Source organism: Pseudanabaena sp. PCC 9330 (assembly GCF_055795045.1).
The window spans coordinates 106284-125273 of record NZ_JAYFES010000106.1 but is presented as its reverse complement, the minus strand read 5'-3'; the positions used below and the strand labels follow the sequence as shown (position 1 = coordinate 125273).

The window sequence follows — 18990 nt, the reverse complement described above, 5'->3', positions numbered from 1 at the left end:
TGAGTGCCGTAGATATTGCAACTGACCTATGTCAGTAAGAACTGCTGTAGAACTGTCCGACAATATACCAAAACTCTAGAGAGCTGTCTTTTCTGGAAAGTATGGAGTTAGGTAGGGAAAGTATGGTGTAATTCAGATCACGCATCTCCCTAAAGACAACTCATGGATTTTGATCAGGCGTTGGAGTTCTTGAACTGTGCTTTTAATAACAAATTTGAGAGGCCGCTAACCCAAGTTGAAATTGCTCTGGTGTACGGAGCCTGGGAAAATCTCACCTACGATCGCATTGCCGAACGCTCTGGCTACACCGTCAATTATTTGCAACGCGACATTGGCCCCAAGTTCTGGAAGTTGTTGAGCGAAGCCCTTGATCGCAAGGTTAGCAAAACCACCCTCCGCGCCATCCTGACCAACCTGGAAAATCCGCTGCCCCATCGTTTGCCTGCGGTAAAGCGGGCGGTAGACTGGGGCGAAGTGCCGGATGTGCGTGCCTTCCAGGGACGGCGGGATGAGATTGAGCAATTGACTCAGTGCATTGCTGAGCAGCGCTGTCGGTTGGTGGCGATCGCGGGGCAGGGCGGCATTGGCAAGAGTTTTCTGGCGGCCAAAGTGGCACGGCAGGTGGCTGGAGAGTTTGATTTTGTGATCTGGCGATCGCTTCGCAACGCCCCACCCTTAGAGACTCTGCTGGCTGAACTGGTGCCCTTTGTGTCTGGCCAGCAAGACCGTCAGGCCAAGCCCGAGCGGTTGCTCCACTGGCTGCAAATCCACCGCTGCCTGGTAATTCTCGATAACCAGGAGACCCTTTTGCAGGCCAGAGCGCAGGGGGGGCAATACCAAAGCCAGTTTGCCAACTACGGCGACCTGTTTTTGATGCTGGGAGAAGCAGTTCACCAGAGCTGCATTGTGTTGACCAGTCGAGAGAAATCAACCAAGGTGGCTCTATTAGAAGAAAACCAGGGGGCCGTGCGTTTGCTATCGCTGCAAGGCTCTTTGGCCGCCTCGCTAGCATTGATTGAGGCTAAGCAATTAATGGGCAGCGATGACGAAAAACATCGGCTGTGTGGGCTGTACCGCTGCAACCCCCTGGCGTTAAAAATGGTAGCGACCTCGATTCACAGTCTATTTGAGGGCGATATTGCTGCCTTCTTTGCCACAGAGACACCTATGTTTAACGGCATTCGTCGGCTGCTAGAGCAGCAGTTTGAGCGGTTGTCGCCTCTAGAGCAAACCATCATGTATTGGCTGGCGATCAACCGGGAGTGGACGGCGATTGTCACCCTGCAAGCCGACATAGTCCCGTCTATATCTCAGGCCAGTTTGCTAGAGGCATTAGAATCTCTCACCGGGCGCAGTTTAGTTGAGAAGCGAGTGGTGAAGGGCAACGGCAAAACCATGGGAGAATACACTCAACAGCCCGTGATTATGGAGTATGTCACCGACCGTTTGATTCGGCAGCTGACGACTGAACTGGAGCAAGGAGAATCCAGCAGCCTCAATCATTACGCTCTGATCAAGACAACCGTTCTAGACTATATCCGAGAAAGCCAGATTCGAGTGATCTTAGATTCACTGGCAAAGCAACTCCAGAAAGTATTTCATCACAACACTGAAGAGCTAGCGCAACATCTACGATCTGTTTTGCTGGCCTTAAAAAGTTCTCCAACCCAGGTTAATGCCTACGGCCCTGGAAACCTGATCAACCTTTGTCTGCATTTAAAGATAGACCTGACCGGCTATGACCTTTCCCGCCTCACCATTCGCCATGCCGACCTCCAGGCGGCCAATCTGCCGCAGGTGAATTTTCAATCGGCCCACTTTGCTCAAACGGCATTTACCCAAATTTTTGCGGGCGGAGTCTGGCTAAAACTCAGCCCCGATGGTCAGCGCTTTGCCTTTGGCGATACCAATGGTGGTTTACACATTTGGCAGTTTGAAGAAATGCTGCCGCTGATCACCATTCAGGGCAATCAAGGGTGGGTGATGGGGGTTAGCTGGCATCCCGATGGTGTCACCATTGCTGCCAGTATCGACCAGAGGGTTCAACTTTGGGATAGCCGCACGGGCCGATGGCTGCAAGACTTTTCAGATTACCCCCATTGGGTCTATACCCTATCCTGGAGCCCCGACGGCACCCAACTGGCCTGTGGGGGACAGACACCTTTCATTATGGTGTGGGATGGGGCAACAGGAGAGTACCTAACCCGTTTAGGCGCTGATGATGAAGCCCACAACTGGGTTTTTTCTGTGGCCTGGCTGGCCAATGGAGCGGTGCTGGCCGGAGCCTACAGCGATCACACTATCAAGTTGTGGGATGTGGTGACGGGCAGATGCCTGCGAGTGATTCCAGCCCATGACTACTGGGTGTTTTCGCTAGCCCTGCACCCCAATGGCACCCTGCTGGCCAGCAGTGGCCACGATCGCGCCGTCAAGCTTTGGGATTGGCAGACGGGGGACTGTTTAGCCGCGACCTCTAGCCGAGATTGCATCGTTCGTCTGGAGTGGAGCCCCAATGGGGAGCGGTTGGTGGGGGGCAGTATCGATCACACCATCACGGTGTGGGATCAGAAGCTTCAGCCCCGGCAGGTCTTGCAGGGGCATCAAAACTGGGTGTGGGCAGCGGCCTGGAGCAGAGATGGCAAGGCGATCGCCAGCGTATCCCATGACCAGGTGATCAAACGTTGGAATGCCGAAACGGGGGAGTGCACTCAAACCCTGCGAGGCTACAGCAATGCCTCCTGGTGTGTGCGGTGGAGCAAGGATGGGATTCGCCTGCTGGTGGGCAGCACGAATCACACCGTACAGCTGTGGCACAGTCAAACGGGCGAATGCCTCAACGTCTTTCAAGGGCATGACAGTGGTGTGCTGGGGGTGGCCTGGAGCCCCGACGAGCGCCTAATCGCCAGTTCTAGTGCCAATGGGGAAGTTCGCATCTGGGATGTGCAAACGGCTCAATGCTTGACCGTTCTACGGGGGCATTACAGTTGGGTGCGATCGGTGGCCTGGAGCCCCGACGGTAATTGTGTGATCAGTGGCAGCAACGATCAGACGGTCAAGCTTTGGGATATCCATTCAGGTCAATGTCTATTGACCCTGTCGGAGCACAATAATCAGGTCAATTCTGTGGTTTGGTTTCCATCGGACGATCGGGTGGCAACGGCCAGTCTAGATGGCACAATTCGATTTTGGAATATGACTCGGGGGGAGTGCGATCGCCTCATTGTCGTCGATCATCCTGTCCATTCTTTGGCCTTTAGCCCCGATGGCCAAGTTCTAGCGAGTGGAGACTATGCCGGTAATATTCATCTTTGGGATTTAGATACTGGCAAATGTTTAGACACTTTGCAGGGTCATGTGCCTGGGCATATTTACTCGGTGGCCTGGAGTGCTGACGGTCAGCGATTGGCCAGCGCCTGTACTGACTCAACCATACGAATTTGGGATGTCAACATTGGCAAATGCCAGCAGGTTATTCAAGGCAAAAACTGGGGAATGGCCGTAGACTGGAACCCAAATCATAACCTGCTGGCTATGGCCTATTTTGAACAACCCATTCAACTGTGGGATGGGCAGACCCAGGAAATTGTGAAAACCTTGCAGAGCGATCGCCCCTACGAAGGCATGAATATTGCTGGGGCCACAGGCATTTCTGAAGCCCAAAAAGCCAGCCTGAAGCGGTTGGGTGCCATAGATGCAATTTCTGCGGCCATCCGCCCTACATTTCACTAAAGGCCGCCAGGGCTGCCCCTGTCACCCGGCAGGTCTGCCACTCGGGTTTGATCTCGGCCCCCATGCGCTGATAAAACTCGATCGCCGGGGTGTTCCAGTCGAGCACACTCCATTCAAAGCGACCGCAGCCGCGCTCTAGAGCGAGTTTGCCCACGTGCACCAGCAGGGCTTTGCCGATACCCTGTCCTCGGTAGTCGGGCTGCACAAAAATATCTTCCAGATAGATACCCGGCTGCATCAAAAAGGTCGAAAAGTTAGGAAAGAATAGGGCCATACCCACCGGGGTGCCATCGACCCAGGCGAGCACGGCCTCGGCGTAGGGGCGATCGCCAAACAGGGCCCGCTCCAAATTCTCCGGTTTGCCGGTGACCTCGTGGGTCAGCTTTTCGTACTCCGCCAGGGCCTTGATCAGCGCCACCAGGGCGGGTACATCGGCGGCAGTGGCAGGGCGAATGTCCCAGGCGGGGGAGGTAGGGGAAGCAATCATATCGGGTACAGCTACAGCAAAAAACACCTTCTGTAACCTACAGGAAGTGCTACCGTTTGCCGATAGGTCTAGGGCGATAGGCCATCTACAGCCCGATGTTGCAGCTCACCCAGAACCCACTTTGCGCCAGGGCCAAGCCGAACTCTGACCCAAGACCCTGATTGACTGACAAAACTCTGAAACCCTTATTCTGCTGTAGGTTAGGGATAGCGTAACCCAACCTATGAGGAAAACTTAAGAAGTAGAAATAGACGATTCAATCTGATGAACACAAATTCTTATTCTAGAAGGCTATTAGAGAAATTAGGGTTTCAGAGCCAAGGGATACTTAGGGAGCGTGGTTTTTGGAAAGGGAAACATCATGATTTGGAAGCGTTTCGATTGATGAAAGGTGAGCTTGCAGTCGTATAACAATGCCCATGCACGACGACCATCGAGATGCATCGGTATGATGCAAAGCATATCTGCATCGGGTAATGGGCACCGTTAGCCTGCTCTAAAGCAGTTCTTTTTGCGCTGTTGCTGGGGTCAGGCTATTTGCCAAGTCATTTCTTGACCGGCTCGCAGGGGCACAAGGGCAGATTCGGTAAATGGAATCTCATCGGGTACCCGCCAGGTCGTTTTGGTCAGCGTCATGTGTTCGATATTGCGGGGAAGTTGATAAAAGTCTGGCCCGTAGAAGCTGGCGAAGGCCTCAAGTTTATCAAGGGCATCGACACTCTCAAACGCTTCTGTATACAACTCCATCGCATGGAGAGCCGAATAGCAACCTGCACAACCACAAGCACTTTCTTTGCTATTTCGGGGATGGGGGGCGCTATCGGTGCCTAGAAAAAACTTAGGATTACCAGAGGTTGCCGCTCGCAAAAGAGCAGATCGATGTTCTTCTCGTTTCAAAATTGGCAGGCAATAGAAATGAGGAGAAATGCCCCCCTGGAACAGGCTATTGCGGTTGTATAACAAATGTTGTGGCGTGATGGTCGCCGCGACATTGTTTGCAGATAGGACATACTGCACCGCATCGGCGGTAGTAATGTGCTCAAGAACTACGCGCAGGCCGGGAAATCGTTGTTTAAGCGGGATTAGGTGTCGCTCGATAAATACCTGCTCTCGATCGAAGATATCAATACTGTGATCGGTCACTTCGCCGTGCAGGAGTAACGGCAGGTCTACCTGCTGCATCGCCTCAAAGACGCGATCGCACTTGCGAATGTCTGTCACCCCCAGGTCTGAGTTGGTTGTGGCCCCAGCTGGATAATACTTGACCGCTTTGACAAACTGAGAAGCTTTCGCCGCGATGATTTCTTCGGGGCTAGTGTTGTCGGTGAGATAGAGGGTCATCAGTGGCTCAAACTGTTGACCCTCTGGCACGGCGGCAAGAATGCGATCGCGGTAGGCTGCGGCATCAGCGACCAAACGCACTGGGGGCTTCAAGTTTGGCATGATAATCGCGCGGGCAAACTGACGCACCGTATGGGGCAGAACCGCTTTCAATGCCGCACCATCGCGTAGATGGAGATGCCAGTCATCAGGTCGGGTGATTGTAAGCTTTTGCATACTGTAAGTATAAAGCCGCTAGGGCTTTAGCAAAGACACGCAATCACAACGTCTATGCACATGGGCTGCGGGTTCTCGATGGCAACCCAAGGCTATCTACGGCGGGTGATTGGCCACGTCTTACCTCAATTTTCCTCGATCCCATCTCCTAGGGCGGCTTGGGGTCGCCAGCGGGCCATCAACAGTATGCGGGCTAGCAAAAAACCGGCCAGGGCGATCAGCAGCCGTTCCCAATGACTATTCACGAGTAAATAATTCTAAATCCTCCTTGGCTACCCCCGATTCAGCAGGGCAAACAACCGTTTGCCCCTACGGTTTGGCCTTTTGGGAATCGGGATTATGGGACTCAGGTTTGGGATTAGCTCAAAATTTGACAGCGGGGGTCGCGCAGACTGGCTTTCTCAGGCTCGCGGGGAAACCAAAAGGCCGTGCGCTTGCAGATTTCCACCAGCATCAGCATTACCGGCACTTCGATTAACACCCCCACCACCGTAGCCAGGGCCGCACCAGAATTAAGACCAAATAGGGTGACTGCCGTGGCGATCGCCACCTCGAAGTGGTTACTGGCTCCAATCATCGCTGCCGGGGCCGCATCTTCGTAGGACAAATTTAGCTTCAGCGCTGCCGCGTAGCCAATTAAGAAAATGAAGTTGGTTTGGATAAACAGCGGCACCGCAATCAGCACAATGTGCAGCGGGTTGTTGACGATTAGCTCGCCCTTAAAGGCAAATAGCAGCACCAGGGTAATCAGCAGCGCCGAAATCGCCACCGGGTCGAGGTATTTCAAAAACTTGGTGTCAAACCACTCTTGCCCTTTATGTTTCAAAATCCAGTGGCGGCTGTAGACCCCACACAACAGCGGCAGCCCCACATAGATCAGCACCGACAGCACAATCGTGGCCCAGGGCACCGATAGATCGCTGGCCGAGAGCAACCAGCGGCCCAGGGGCGCGTAGACAAACAGCATGGTCAACGAGTTCACTGCCACCATCACCAGCGTCAACCCCTGGTTGCCAAAGGAGAGGTAGCCCCACATCAGCACCATCGCCGTACAGGGGGCAATGCCCAGCAAAATGGTGCCCGCAATGTAGGAATCTGCGATCGCAATCTCCTGCCCCCGAATCAGTTCAGTGCCAGTGATCAAAGGCCGAAACAACTGGCCCAGAAAAAATTGGGCAAACAGCAGCATGGTGAAGGGCTTGATCAACCAGTTGACCACCAGGGTGAGGGCCACGGGTTTGGGAGCACGAAAGGCTCGATCGATCTGGGTGAAGTCGATTTTCACCATGATCGGGTACATCATGAAAAACAAGCAGATGGCGATCGGGATCGACACCTGGTAGATGCTCATGGCATCTAGCGCTACGGCCACCCCTGGCAGCAACCGCCCGATCGCTATCCCCACCACAATGCAGACCAGCACCCACAGGGTGAGATAGCGCTGAAAGACACTCAATTTTTCAGCGGGTTGATCAAGGGAGGGATGACGATCCGAATGTGGACTACCCATGCATCGCACCTAATTCTTGAGTTTTGACTTGAAAAAACGCCGACGGCAAACCCTGGCCAATTGAGCGATCGTCTATCTCAGCGGCGGTTCATGGCTGCTCTGACGCTAGAGCCGTGGCAGTATCCCCCGCGACCATACCCCGCGCCCCCTTTCTGACCAGCAGCCGGAAGGCATCGAGCCGCACGTCTGAGGAGAGGAATGCAAAAATGGTGGTGGCTGCATCTCTTGCCATGGTTCAACCATACTGCTCTATTCAACAGTTCAATAATTATTGAAATGTTTTGTCATAAGCACATCTACTTAAACGTGATCGTCGGACTCTAGGCGGCAGAGAAACTGGCCATTCCCTCGTTCTACTTGCAGAGTGGCGTGATCGATGTCGAAATGATGATGCAGTTCATTAGCAGCATGGGCTAGAAAGTCGTCCTCGGGGCAGCCCTCTGGCATGACTAGGTGGGCGGTGAGAGCCGTTTCAGTCGTGCTCATCGCCCAAATATGCAGGTCGTGGACTTGCGCCACCCCTGGCAGTTCCCGTAGAAATGTTCGCACCGCCAGTGGCTCGATGTGTTTGGGCACGCGATCCAAAATTAACCCCAGCGCCTCGCGCAGTAGATTCCAGGTGCCGGCCACAATGACGACGGCAATCACCAAACTGATCGCTGGGTCAAACCACAGCCACCCGGTCAGCAAAATGGCCACCCCCGCCAGCACCACCCCCACCGAAACCAGGGCATCGGCGGCCATGTGCAAAAACGCCCCCCGAATGTTGAGATCGCCCTTGCCCCCCGAAAAAAACAGCAGCGCCGTTAGGGTATTGATCACCACCCCTACCCCCGCGACCCAAATCAGCGTTAGACCGGGCACTGGTGTGGGGTCTTGCAGCCGCCGCAGGGCTTCCCAGGCAATGCCGCCCACCGCCAGCAGCAGCAGCATGGCGTTAAACAAGGCCGCCAAAATCGTAGAGCGCCGGAGGCCGTAGGTATAGGCGGGGCTGGGCGGGCGCTGGGCTAAATAACTGGCTCCCCAGGCTAGCAATAGCCCCAACACATCGCTGAGGTTGTGGCCTGCATCGGCCAGCAGCGCTAGGGATTGGGTTACCCAGCCAAACCCCGCCTCAATCAGCACAAAGCCAATATTTAAGCCAATGCCGAGCTGAAAGGCGCGGGTGTAGGTCTTGGGATGGTGGGGGTGGGAGTGAGCATGAACCATAGATTTACGCGAGTACAAGGTCAGGCGGGTGGTGAGGAGGTCAGCAATCGCTGGGGCACCCACCACAGGTAGACAATCATTCCTGTCAACTCCACCAGGGGCTGTATCACCACAATGGTGACCACCACCGACCAAGTGTCGGGCAGAGCCAGGGCAAAGGGCAACACCACAAAAGAGTTGCGGGTACCCAGACTAAAGGCCAGGGTGCGGTTAGTGGCGGTGTCTAGACCCAACAGTTGCCCCAGCCAGCGGGACAGATAGCCACTGATGATCAGAAATGCCCCAAAAATCAGGATGACGTTGACCAAGGGGGCGATCGCCTGACTCAGCAGCACATTCACCTGAGATGCAGCGATTAGGAGTAACACCAAGCTCAGCATGGGGATAGGCAGCCAGGCTGTAAATTTTAGCCAGCATTCTCCAATGGGGTGCAATTCTGCCCATTTTTCTGTGATCAGTGCCGCCCCCAAGGGCAGCAAAATCAGTTTTACCAGGGCATCAGCAAAAGCGGTGGGGTCGATGTCGGCAGCTAGAGAACCAGCGGTGAAGAGCCACAGGTAAACCGGCAGCAGCAGGCTTTGGAGCAGAAGAAGGATGGGGGTAGCGGCGATCGCTAGAGGCAAATTTCCGCCGCCCAGGTAGGTAAAGGTCAAAAACCAGTCGGTGCAGGGCACCAGCAGCACCAAAAACACGCCAAATTGCAGCTTGGGGTCGCTGAGCAGTAGGGTTGCCAAGACCCACACCACCAGCGGCACCATGACAAAATTGCCGATGATGAGGGCCACCATAAACCGGCGGTGGCCAAAGGCGCGGCGCAGGTGAGTGAGGGGCACTTGGCAAAAGGTGCTGTAGAGCAGCAACCCGAGGGCGATCGCCACTCCCACCTCTAGGCCACTGGCCGTCTCGCTATAGCGCCAACCCCAAAGCCCCCTGGTCAGCAAAGCAACCAGGTAGATCCAGAGTTGATAGCGTTCCAGGGTGAGCTTGGTCATGGTGCTGCGGCCTTTTACCCTTTCCAAAGGTTAAATCATCCTCATTACCTCTGGTTGATACCTGCTCTTTTGCCCAGGCCCTATCGAGATGCGGTGCAGCTTGCAGAGCTAGCCCGAGCGCGATTTGCCAGCGCGCACTGGCGACACTGCTGTCTATGGCTCCCTAGCGATGTGAGGGGGTATGGCTGCTGCCGTCATGCCCTTAAGGTGGGCTATCTGTGGTCACCTTAGGGTGCGGCAGATGTGCTTGCCTCCCCGCGCTCACAGCCCGATGTCGAGGCCCACCCAGAGCCCATTCTGCGACTGGGCTAAGCCAAAACTGTCGGTGCCCTGGCCCTGGCGGTAGCGAAACTCAGTCAACCGATAGGCCAACTGTAGCGCCAGGGTCTCATTGAAGCTGTAGCGGGTGCCCAGCAAAATATTCCAACTCAGGTTTTCGTCTGCCCCGATGCCAAAGCCTCCTATGTCGCCCCGCAGGCCCACGGCCCAGCGTTCCGACAGTTCTAGACTGGCCTGGGCACCCAGCAGGGGCTGCACTAGGGTGGCCGACTGACTCAGCGATCGCCCCCCCAGGGGCACCGGCCCCACCGCAATGTCAGCAAAATCGATCGAGCCGCTGAGAAAAATTAGCCGCAGACCCGCCAGAGGATCTACCAGCAGCCGAGGATAGGTAGCGTTGTCACCCAGGGTTTGATCGACCACCCGATAAAAACCACCCAGGTCGAGGGTAGTCATGCGGCTGGTGGCGGTGGCGGTGACGCTGGCAGGGGTGCCGGGTGGCAAGGGCACGCCAGACACCAGACTCAGCGGGTCGGTGATCACCTGGGGCAGTGGAAAGTTGGTCAGGCCGCGACCCTCGCGGGCATAGACGTAGGAGAGATCACCAAAGAAGCCGTACTGGGGGTTGCGGGCCTCAAAGCGTAGGGCCGCCGTCAGCACGCGATCGAGGTCAAACAGATCCCCCAGCCCCACCGAGGCAGATCGCTCTACCCCAGCCACATTCACCGTGGACTGAATGCTGAACGGCAAAAACAAGTAAGGTTCGATCACATATTCCCACCCGTTGTCGTTGGGAGCGGTGCGCACCTGGGCCAGGGGCTGACTGTCGATCTCTAGGGCCGCAGGACTGGGCTGGGTAGTGGCGGCAAACACAGGCTCCAGCGCAGCGGCGGTAGACCTCTGGAGGATGTCAGCACTATTCCCTGAATGAGCTTCAAGCGCCTCGGCAACCTGATCAGCGAAGGGAGAAAGATCAGGTGTTTCTCCACCGGAGGCGATCGCTGGGTCGATGGCCGTGGGCAGTGAGTCTACGATGCTACTCGACGGCAGCGGAGCAATAGCCGCCGAGGCGTTGTCAACACTTACCTCGCTGCTCACCTCGTTTTTGGCGTCAGCGGCAGAGTTGAAAGGAGCAGGCAGCGGTGTCGCTTGTACTGCTGAGCTAATGATTGCCAGCGGCAGTAGGCTGCTGCCCCAAAGCGAAAACCTTGCCAAAGCCAGATAGTGTGTCATTTTTTACCTGGTTTTTTAATTCTTTGTTTAATAAGTGAAAAATCACAATCCAACCTTACCGTCAGATATCTGGAGAAAAGGCAAAGACATTCTTAATTCAAAGCGTTTTGGGGAACAAATGCTCTTCCGCTGACGCCAGAGCCGCTGCCACCTGTGCCAAAACCCAGTAGTATTCTTGTACCCAGGTGAGGAGTTGGCGATGGCTGTTGGGTTGATCGGGATGTTGGGTGTGCTGCTAGGAGCAGGCATTACAGCGCTGCTGTTTGTCAGTCGCCTACAAACGGTGCGGGAGCGGATCAAAGCAGACATGGTGGGCGATCGCGCCAGCCTGATCGAGCGATTGCACCACAAAGACCAGCAGATTGAAGAATTGCGGGGGGCGCTGCGGGATATGCAGGGCCAGCTCGACTACAGCCGCCACGAACTGCGCGAAGAAGCCTCTCGTCGCGCCACTGCCGAGGCCCAGATTGGTCGGCTGCGCGAGCTGGAGGGCATGGTGGGCGATCGCACCACCATGCTCACCCACACCCAGCAGGAAAATTCTCTACTGCGGGCCAAGCTAGCCGAGCTGCAAACTCAGCTCACCCACGCCCACACCGCTACCCAAGAAAAAGTCGCCCTGCTCGACCAGGCTCAGCAGCGGCTGGCCCATACCTTTCAGGCGCTGTCTGCCGATGCCCTCCAGCGCAATAACCAGTCGTTTTTAGAGCTGGCCCAGGCCACTCTTTCTAACTTTCAGAGCCAGGCAGAGGGCAGCCTACATCTGCGGCAGCAGGCGATCGATTCGCTGGTGAGCCCGTTGAAAGATGCCCTGGAGAAGGTGGACGGCAAGCTGCAAGCCCTGGAGCGCGATCGCGTTTCGGCCTACGCCAGCCTTACCGAGCAGGTGCGATCGCTAGCTCTCAGCCAAAACCAGCTCCAGGGCGAGACCGCCAACCTGGTCAAAGCCCTGCGCGCCCCCCAGGTGCGGGGTCGCTGGGGCGAGATGCAGCTGCGCCGGGTGGTAGAGATGGCGGGAATGGTGGAGTACTGTGACTTTGTCGAGCAGCCCACGGTGGAGGGTGAAAATGGGCGGCTGCGCCCCGACATGGTGATCAAGCTGCCCAACGGGCGGCAGATCATCGTCGATTCTAAAGCACCGCTGCAAGGGTATTTAGAGTCGTTAGACGCCCTGGATGAGGCCACCCGCCGCGATCGCCTGCAAGCCCACGCCCGCCAGGTGCGCACCCACCTCACCCAGCTGGGGGCCAAAGCCTATTGGGATCAGTTCGACAATTCGCCAGAGTTTGCGGTGCTGTTTTTGCCCGGCGAGACCTTTTTCAGTGCAGCGCTGGAGCACGATCCCCAGCTGATCGAGTACGGCGTCAGCCAGAGCGTCATTCTCGCTACGCCGACGACGCTGATTGCCCTGCTAAAGGCGATCGCCTACGGCTGGCGTCACGAAAAAATGGCCGAAAATGCCCAGATGGTCAGCGCCCTGGGCCGCGAGCTGTACGATCGCATGGCCATTCTCACCAACCATATGGTCAAGCTGCGCAAGGGGCTCGATGCGTCGGTCAAGGCCTTTAACCAGACGGCGGGCTGCTTAGAGAGCCGAGTGCTGGTCACCACCCGCAAGTTTAAAGAATTGGGGGCCGCTGGCGGCGAGGCCATTGAAACGCTGGAGGGGTGCGATCGCATGCCCCGCCGCCTCGACGGTGAACCAGCCGACCTTTAGCTGGGCCTGTCGTGTTCACCTCAAGGGCGATCAGTCTCGAACTACCTTGCCCCGCAGGCGGCGGTAGATTTTTTCGCCCTCGACCCAGACAAATAGCAGGGTGCTAAAGCCAAAGCAGATCAGCAGCTCAAAGGAGCTGAGCACATGGGTACCAAAGAAATCGCGCAGAGGGGTGACGTAGATCAGCATCAGCTGAAGTACAAGGGTAAGAGTCACCGAGGCCAGCACAAAGGGGTTTGACCAGGGCGACATCTCGACGGTCAGGCGGGTGCTAGATCGCACGGCGATCGCATGGCCCATCTGGGCCAGACAGAGGGTAGTAAACACCATAGTTTTCCAGCGGTCGGGGTCGCCTGACTGCTGGCTATAGCGGTAGGCCCACACCATCAGCGTCACTGAGATAATCGCAAACACTACCCCGATACGCAGCATGTAGGCTCCCAACCCTCGGGCAAAAATACTCTCCTGGGGGTCGTGGGGCGGGCGATCCATGACGTCGGGTTCGGCGGGCTCTACCGCCAGGGCCAGGGCAGGGAACCCATCGGTGACCAGGTTCATCCACAAAATTTGCAGCGGCGTCAGGGGCACATCGAGAATTGGCAGCAACAGCGGTGATAGGGCGATGGTCAGCAGTTCGCCAATGTTAGAGCCGAGAATGTACTTCACAAACCGGCGAATGTTGGTGTAGACCACCCGCCCCTCTTCGGTGGCGGCGACGATGGTGGCGAAGTTGTCGTCGAGCAGCACCATATCGCTGGCTTCTTTGCTGACGTCGGTGCCGGTAATGCCCATGGCAATGCCAATATCGGCCTGCTTGAGGGCGGGGGCATCGTTGACGCCGTCGCCGGTCATGGCGACGATCTGGTGGTCTTTTTGTAGGGCTTTGACAATGCGCAGCTTGTGCTCGGGCGAGACCCGAGCGTAGATGCTAACTTCTTTTACCGCCGCCTCAAGCTCAGCCTGGTTCATGGCCTCTAGGTCGGCCCCGCTGAGGGATCTGGCATCGGCTGCGGCAATGCCGAGCGACTGGGCGATCGCCATGGCGGTGAGCTGGTGGTCGCCGGTAATCATCATTGGGCGAATGCCAGCGGCGCGGCAGCGCTGCACCGCCACCCGCACCTCGGGCCGCAGGGCATCGATCATGCCGACTAGGCCCAGCCACACCAGGTCTTGCTCGGCGGCGTCGGGGTCGCCCTCGGCGGGCACGGTGGCTAGGGGGCGGTAGGCAAAGCCCAGCACCCGCAGGCCCTGGGCGGCCATTTCAGCATTGTCAGCCAGAATGTGCGATCGCAGCTCAGCCGTCAGAGAAACCCGATCGGCCCCGGTTAAACCACTGGTGCAGCCCTCCAGCAGCATTTCTGGCGACCCCTTGGCCAGCAGCAGGTAGGGGGCTTGGGCGACTGCTTCTGGCAGGGCCAGGTCAGAGGCTAGGGTCTCGACCCCGTCCACCACCACGCTCATGCGCTTGCGCTCTGAAGAAAAGGGAAACTCTACTGCCCGCTTCAGGTCGTAGCTCAGCCGGTGGCGATCGAGGCCACTCTTGGCAGCCATCACCACCAGCGAACCCTCGGTGGGGTCGCCCATGATCGCCCAGTCACCGGCTTCCTTTTGGAGGGCGGCGTCATTACACAGCAGACCATTCAGCAGCAGCAGCCCCACATCGGCTACCTGGCGAGGGTCTACGGCCTGCTCCTGGTGCAAAAAATCGCCCTCAGGGGCGTAGCCTTCGCCAGTAATTTGCAGCGTTTGCGAGAGGGTGCGCAGCTGCTGCACCACCATTTTGTTTTGGGTCAGGGTACCGGTTTTGTCAGAACAAATGGTGGTGACTGAGCCCAGGGTCTCTACCGCAGGCAGGCGGCGAATTAGGGCGTGGCGGCGCACCATGCGCTGGGTGCCAATGGCCAGGGTGACGGTAATGACGGCGGGCAACCCCTCGGGTACCACGGCCACCGCCATGCTCAGAGCTACCTGGAGCAGGTCTTCAAAGGCTTCCCATCCGACAAAGATGACGCCGCTCACCACCACGATCGCCACTAGAGTCAGCGAGCCGGCCACCAGCACATTGCCCAGCTGATTCATGCGCTGCTGCAGGGGGGTGGCCTCGGTCTCCACCCCCTGAATCATCTCGGCAATGCGGCCCAGCTCGGTTTTCATGCCGGTGTGGGTCACCAGCACCCGGCCCCGACCCTGGATCACCTCGGTGCCTGCAAACACCAGGTTTTTGCGTTCGGCCAGGGTGGTGTCGGCGGCCAGGGTGCGGGTGGCCTGCTTGTTGACCCCCTGGGCCTCGCCGGTCAGGGCCGACTCGCGCAGCTGTAGGTTGCTGGCCTCTAGCAGGCGACCATCGGCGGCTACTTGGTCGCCCGCTTCGAGCAGCATAATGTCGCCAGGTACCAGGTCTGGGGAGGGCACTTCTTGCAGCCGATCATCGCGCTGCACCCGCACGCTAGGCGACGCCATTTTCTTCAGGGCGGCCAGAGCTTTTTCGGCCCGGCTCTCTTGCAGATAGCCCAGCACGCCGTTGAGAATGACAATGGCAAAAATCGCGATCGCATCCTTGGGAAATTCGTCTTGGCGCAGGGCGATCACCGCTGACACCACCGCCACGGCGATCAGCATCAGCAGCATAATGTTGCTGAACTGGTCAAGCAAAATACGCCAGGCTGGGCGACCGCCGGTTTCTTCTAGCTCGTTAGGGCCATACTGCTGACGGCGTTCCCGAGCGACCTGGGCCGTGAGACCGGTCTCACCATTGCTCTCCAATTGGCTGAGCGCCTCGTCTATGCCAACCGTATGCCAGGCTGTGGGGGAAGCGGGAGAAAGATCATGCATGCAACGCTACCGGCTACCGTTGGGGATGGGGTCTAAAACTATCGCCTTAATGGTATAGCTTTGGCCAGGGCTACGGAACTGGATCAGGGTAGAGTTTTTGCCACCTGCTGTTGGGGAGCCGCGACTAATGGACATTGTACGAGCGTTCTTTCGAGGGCTGGCGAGTTGGCTACCCCTGGTGGTGCTGCCGCTGCTGCTGAGTGGCTGTGTACGCTACGACCTCACCCTGCACTTTGACCACCACACCCACGGCGAGATTCGGCAGACCCTGGCTCTCAGTGAGCGGGGGGCAGCCCTGGCCCAGCCCACCCTGGCACCCTGGCTAGAAACTCTCCAGGAGCGATCGCGCCCCCTGGGAGGCCAGCTCCGCCAAGGCTCCCAAACGGCCACCCTGAGTATCCCTTTCAGTACCCCGGCAGATTTGGTCGATCGCTTTCAGCAAGTGTTTACCACCCCGGCAGTCGAGGGCAGCCCAGTCGCCCCCCTCGATTCAGAGAATGAACCATCCCGACTCCAGATTCCCGGTTGGGGGCCAGTGCCGGTTAAGTTAGTCGTAGACCAGACCAACTGGGGCCTAGCCAGCCGCACTCACCTGATCTACACCATCGATCTGCACGATCTGCCTACCAATGACGAGGCCGCCCCCTGGGCCGATCTGCACCTGCGCCTGCAAGTGCCCTGGGGGCTAGCCGATATGTCTGCCGACACGCCGCCCCCTGTGGCCGAAGATGCCAGCGGCACTACCTGGATGCTGCCCCCTGGCAAAACAACGGGCATTGACGTGGTCTTTTGGCTGCCCAATGCGATCGCCCTAGGCACCCTGGGCATTGCCGCCCTGGTGCTGGGAGGCTATGGGCTGCGCTATCGATTGCTCAAGCCCTAGGCCAGAGGAAAGGTGGTTGGTTAAAGGTTCTAGAACTCGAGGTGGGGTCAAAAACGAGAGCCGGGCTGCTGGAGAAAATCGGCTTCTGCCGCCGTGGTGGCCCGACCCAGCACCTCATTGCGGTGGGGAAAGCGGCCAAACTGCTGAATCACCTCGCGGTGGCGCAGGGCGTAGTCGAGGGTCGACTCAAAACCAGGATGGGCTGCCTGGAGCGATCGCGCCAAGGCCACCGAACGATCTTGATCGGCTAGGTTTTCGCTGTGCTCTAGCGGCAGGTAAAAGAAGACCCGCTCCACCGGCAGCACCTGCTGGTCATAGCTTTGATCGAGGGCGTGGTAGGCGGTAGCGAGGGCCGCGCGATCGCTGGCAAAACTCTGGACATCGCCGCGAAACACATTGCGTGGAAACTGATCTAGCAGTAGCACCAGCGCCAGGCACGATCGCGGAGCATGGCGCCAGTCATCTAGCTCGCCGCTGACCGCCCGTTCGTAGTCAGCTAAGAACCGCCGCCGAATCGTAGCGTCAAAGGCCGGGTCTTTTTTAAACCAAACCTGTCGCTGTTGGCCATACTCGCCTTGGGGGTCGGCGGGGTCATCAAACCAAAACCGTAAAATCTCCTCGGCCCTATCCATAGAGAGATTCCCCACTCACTGCAACTTCAACACTGCTGGGTATCGCCATCGGCATATCCCATCGGCATATCCCACCAATGAATCCTAAGCTGCCCTGCCGTCCCTAGGTGCCTGCCCGCCATCTATCTCAACACCAGGGGGGCCATCGCATAGTCGTGCCAGTCCAGGTGCGATCGCTCTGAAACGTAGGGGGTCAAGATAAACTCGGGTGCCTCATCTCCCGTGACATCTATACGCACAAAAGAATAGGGCCGCTTGCGATCGACCTTGTGCCCCGTTAGACCGACAAACATCTGCGACTTGGCCACCAGCTTAAACTCCGTCTGGCCATCGGCATTGGCCCCCAGGGGCTCGTAGAGCATGGTGCCCTCGGGCCGCTGCCGCCGCAGGCTGAGGCCGCTACCGCCGCAGACCACGCAGTTCATGTGGCTGTCGGCATGGCCAGTGTCCTCGGTTTTGAGGTATTCAAAGCAGTGGGCATGGCCGTTGAGCACCAGGTTGACCGGCGGGCGTTGGTGAGGCCTCTCGGAACGAGAATCGCCCCCAATTTTGGGTACCGCCGCCGCCACCTGATCGAGCACCCAGCGCAGGTTTTGGCGAATGGCCAGGGTTTGCCCCTGCTCCCACTTGGTCGCCTCGGTCACGTAGGGCGGGTGGTGAAAAAAGAGAATCCGCCCCCGCACTGACGGGTCTTGCCAAGAGGCGATTAGCCCATCCCGGAGCCACAGCAGTTGCTCAGCATCGACCAGTGTGGTCGGGCCAGGATGGGCCTGCTTTTCAATATCCAGCAGCATCTCCTCAAGCTGCTCGACCTTGGCTTGCAGATCGTCTAGCCGCTCTTTAGCGTGGGGGTCAGTGCGTTGCAGGTGCAGAGCCTCATCGCGGATCTGCTGCTGCTGGCGCACAATGGCCTCCCGCTGAGCCATCAACCGCTGGTGCTGCCCGGTGGCCCGCTGGGGCGACAGAGCCGGGTCGTTAAAGGTGCTGCTGTCGAGGCCAAAAAAGTCGATGCCGCCGTAGCGAAAGGTGTAGTAGCGGTTGGGCAACCGCGTAAATTGCCCCGGCTGGTAGCGCAGGCCCAGGCTATGCCCGGTCGACGGGTCGGGGCCATAGTGGCGATCGAGGTGGGTCGCCACCTGATCTTCGGGCAAGGCTTTTAGATAGTCTAAAAATGCGCGGGCATAGGCATCGCCCACCCCCGACCCCCGCCAGCCCACATTGGGGTTGAGGTTGAGCCCCAGCAGCTGGCGCAGGGGACGGGTCAGCTGCACCAAAATGCTGTAAAGCCAGGGCAGGTTGTAGTAGTCGTGGTTGCCCGGCACCGCCAAAAACGGAAACCGAAATAGCATTTCGTCAAAGGGGATGCGATCGGGGCGATCGCCCCCCACCAGCCACTCCCGATAGGGCTGAATAAAATTCTCTGGGTACTGCTCGCTAGAGCCCACCTGATACACCACATCGCCCGTATGCAGCAAAAACCGGCAGTCTTGCAGGTGGGGCAGCATCTGCTCAGCAATGCGCCGCTGGGGATGATGATCGGGGTGCGGCCCCGACCCACTGTCGCCAATCACCAAAAATGAAAACGCCCGGTCATCGCTGCGGCCATCTTCTAAAATCAGGCGAGTCTGATCGATCTGGCGCTTCTGAAGGGCTGGGTGCTGCCAGCGGACACGCTCCTTCATCTTGGCGACTTTGGTCAAAATGGGCGGGTCAAGAATAGAAGCCATGGTGGGGAGGCGAAAACACTCTAGTTCAGGGTAATCTGAGTTTCCCCAAAATGCCGAGCCGCCGCCCGGTCAATCTAGCGGGGCCGGGCTAAGCTACAGAGAGCATCCCCTAATCTTGCAAAAAACACGGTCACTGGGAGATGGCCAGGCAAGACGATACCAGCGTTAACCCAGCGACTATGGTCGCTGTAGGGTGGGCACTG

At 57.7% G+C, this 18990-nt stretch carries 14 protein-coding genes; 3 read left to right on the top strand and 11 right to left on the bottom strand.

Annotated elements, in window-relative coordinates; genetic code table 11:
* Nucleotides 1-162: 162 nt before the first annotated feature.
* On the top strand, nucleotides 163-3729 hold the full coding sequence (locus AC0QKW_RS13710; RefSeq protein WP_473151634.1) for a WD40 domain-containing protein: 3567 nt from the start codon (nucleotides 163-165) through the stop codon (nucleotides 3727-3729).
* Here AC0QKW_RS13710 and AC0QKW_RS13705 read toward each other — a convergent pair.
* The 8 genes from AC0QKW_RS13705 to AC0QKW_RS13670 form a co-directional block, all read right to left on the bottom strand.
* Nucleotides 3716-4216 carry a GNAT family N-acetyltransferase gene (locus AC0QKW_RS13705; RefSeq protein ID WP_473151633.1) on the bottom strand — a complete coding sequence of 167 codons (501 nt, stop codon included), beginning with the start codon at nucleotides 4214-4216 and terminating at the stop codon, nucleotides 3716-3718. The genes AC0QKW_RS13710 and AC0QKW_RS13705 overlap by 14 nt on opposite strands.
* Nucleotides 4217-4744: 528 nt before the next feature.
* Nucleotides 4745-5773 (bottom strand): dihydroorotase, encoded by a 1029-nt coding sequence (pyrC, locus tag AC0QKW_RS13700; protein ID WP_473151632.1) that lies wholly within the window; start codon nucleotides 5771-5773, stop codon nucleotides 4745-4747.
* A gap of 125 nt (nucleotides 5774-5898) precedes the next feature.
* Entirely contained in the window at nucleotides 5899-6018 is a 120-nt protein-coding gene (locus tag AC0QKW_RS13695) for a hypothetical protein (protein WP_473151631.1), read from the bottom strand.
* 113 nt (nucleotides 6019-6131) lie between these two features.
* Complete coding sequence (gene arsB, locus AC0QKW_RS13690; RefSeq protein ID WP_473151630.1) at nucleotides 6132-7283, bottom strand: ACR3 family arsenite efflux transporter; 1152 nt, start codon at nucleotides 7281-7283, stop codon at nucleotides 6132-6134.
* Nucleotides 7284-7371: 88 nt separating this feature from the next.
* Complete coding sequence (locus tag AC0QKW_RS13685; RefSeq protein WP_473151629.1) at nucleotides 7372-7515, bottom strand: hypothetical protein; 144 nt, start codon at nucleotides 7513-7515, stop codon at nucleotides 7372-7374.
* Between the two features lie 68 nt (nucleotides 7516-7583).
* On the bottom strand, nucleotides 7584-8492 hold the full coding sequence (locus AC0QKW_RS13680; protein WP_473151628.1) for a cation diffusion facilitator family transporter: 909 nt from the start codon (nucleotides 8490-8492) through the stop codon (nucleotides 7584-7586).
* 20 nt (nucleotides 8493-8512) lie between these two features.
* Entirely contained in the window at nucleotides 8513-9484 is a 972-nt protein-coding gene (locus AC0QKW_RS13675) for an arsenic resistance protein (RefSeq protein ID WP_473151627.1), read from the bottom strand.
* A gap of 261 nt (nucleotides 9485-9745) precedes the next feature.
* A complete protein-coding gene (locus AC0QKW_RS13670; RefSeq protein ID WP_473151626.1) occupies nucleotides 9746-10996 on the bottom strand; it encodes a hypothetical protein in 1251 nt (416 codons plus the stop codon).
* Between the two features lie 199 nt (nucleotides 10997-11195).
* Between AC0QKW_RS13670 and AC0QKW_RS13665 the strand changes: the two genes are divergently transcribed.
* Nucleotides 11196-12713 carry a DNA recombination protein RmuC gene (locus tag AC0QKW_RS13665; RefSeq protein ID WP_473151625.1) on the top strand — a complete coding sequence of 506 codons (1518 nt, stop codon included), beginning with the start codon at nucleotides 11196-11198 and terminating at the stop codon, nucleotides 12711-12713.
* Between the two features lie 30 nt (nucleotides 12714-12743).
* Here AC0QKW_RS13665 and AC0QKW_RS13660 read toward each other — a convergent pair whose 3' ends face one another.
* Entirely contained in the window at nucleotides 12744-15545 is a 2802-nt protein-coding gene (locus AC0QKW_RS13660; protein ID WP_473151624.1) for a cation-translocating P-type ATPase, read from the bottom strand.
* 127 nt (nucleotides 15546-15672) lie between these two features.
* Here AC0QKW_RS13660 and AC0QKW_RS13655 point away from each other — a divergent pair, with 127 nt between their 5' ends.
* Nucleotides 15673-16428, top strand: coding sequence for a DUF3153 domain-containing protein (locus AC0QKW_RS13655; protein WP_473151623.1), 756 nt, complete (start codon nucleotides 15673-15675; stop codon nucleotides 16426-16428).
* Between the two features lie 47 nt (nucleotides 16429-16475).
* On the opposite strand, the gene AC0QKW_RS13650 is transcribed toward AC0QKW_RS13655, so the two are convergent.
* Together AC0QKW_RS13650 and AC0QKW_RS13645 are read right to left on the bottom strand one after the other, a co-directional pair.
* Complete coding sequence (locus tag AC0QKW_RS13650) at nucleotides 16476-17060, bottom strand: DUF924 family protein (RefSeq protein WP_473151622.1); 585 nt, start codon at nucleotides 17058-17060, stop codon at nucleotides 16476-16478.
* 122 nt (nucleotides 17061-17182) lie between these two features.
* Complete coding sequence (locus AC0QKW_RS13645; protein ID WP_473151621.1) at nucleotides 17183-18787, bottom strand: metallophosphoesterase family protein; 1605 nt, start codon at nucleotides 18785-18787, stop codon at nucleotides 17183-17185.
* Nucleotides 18788-18990 lie beyond the last annotated feature (203 nt).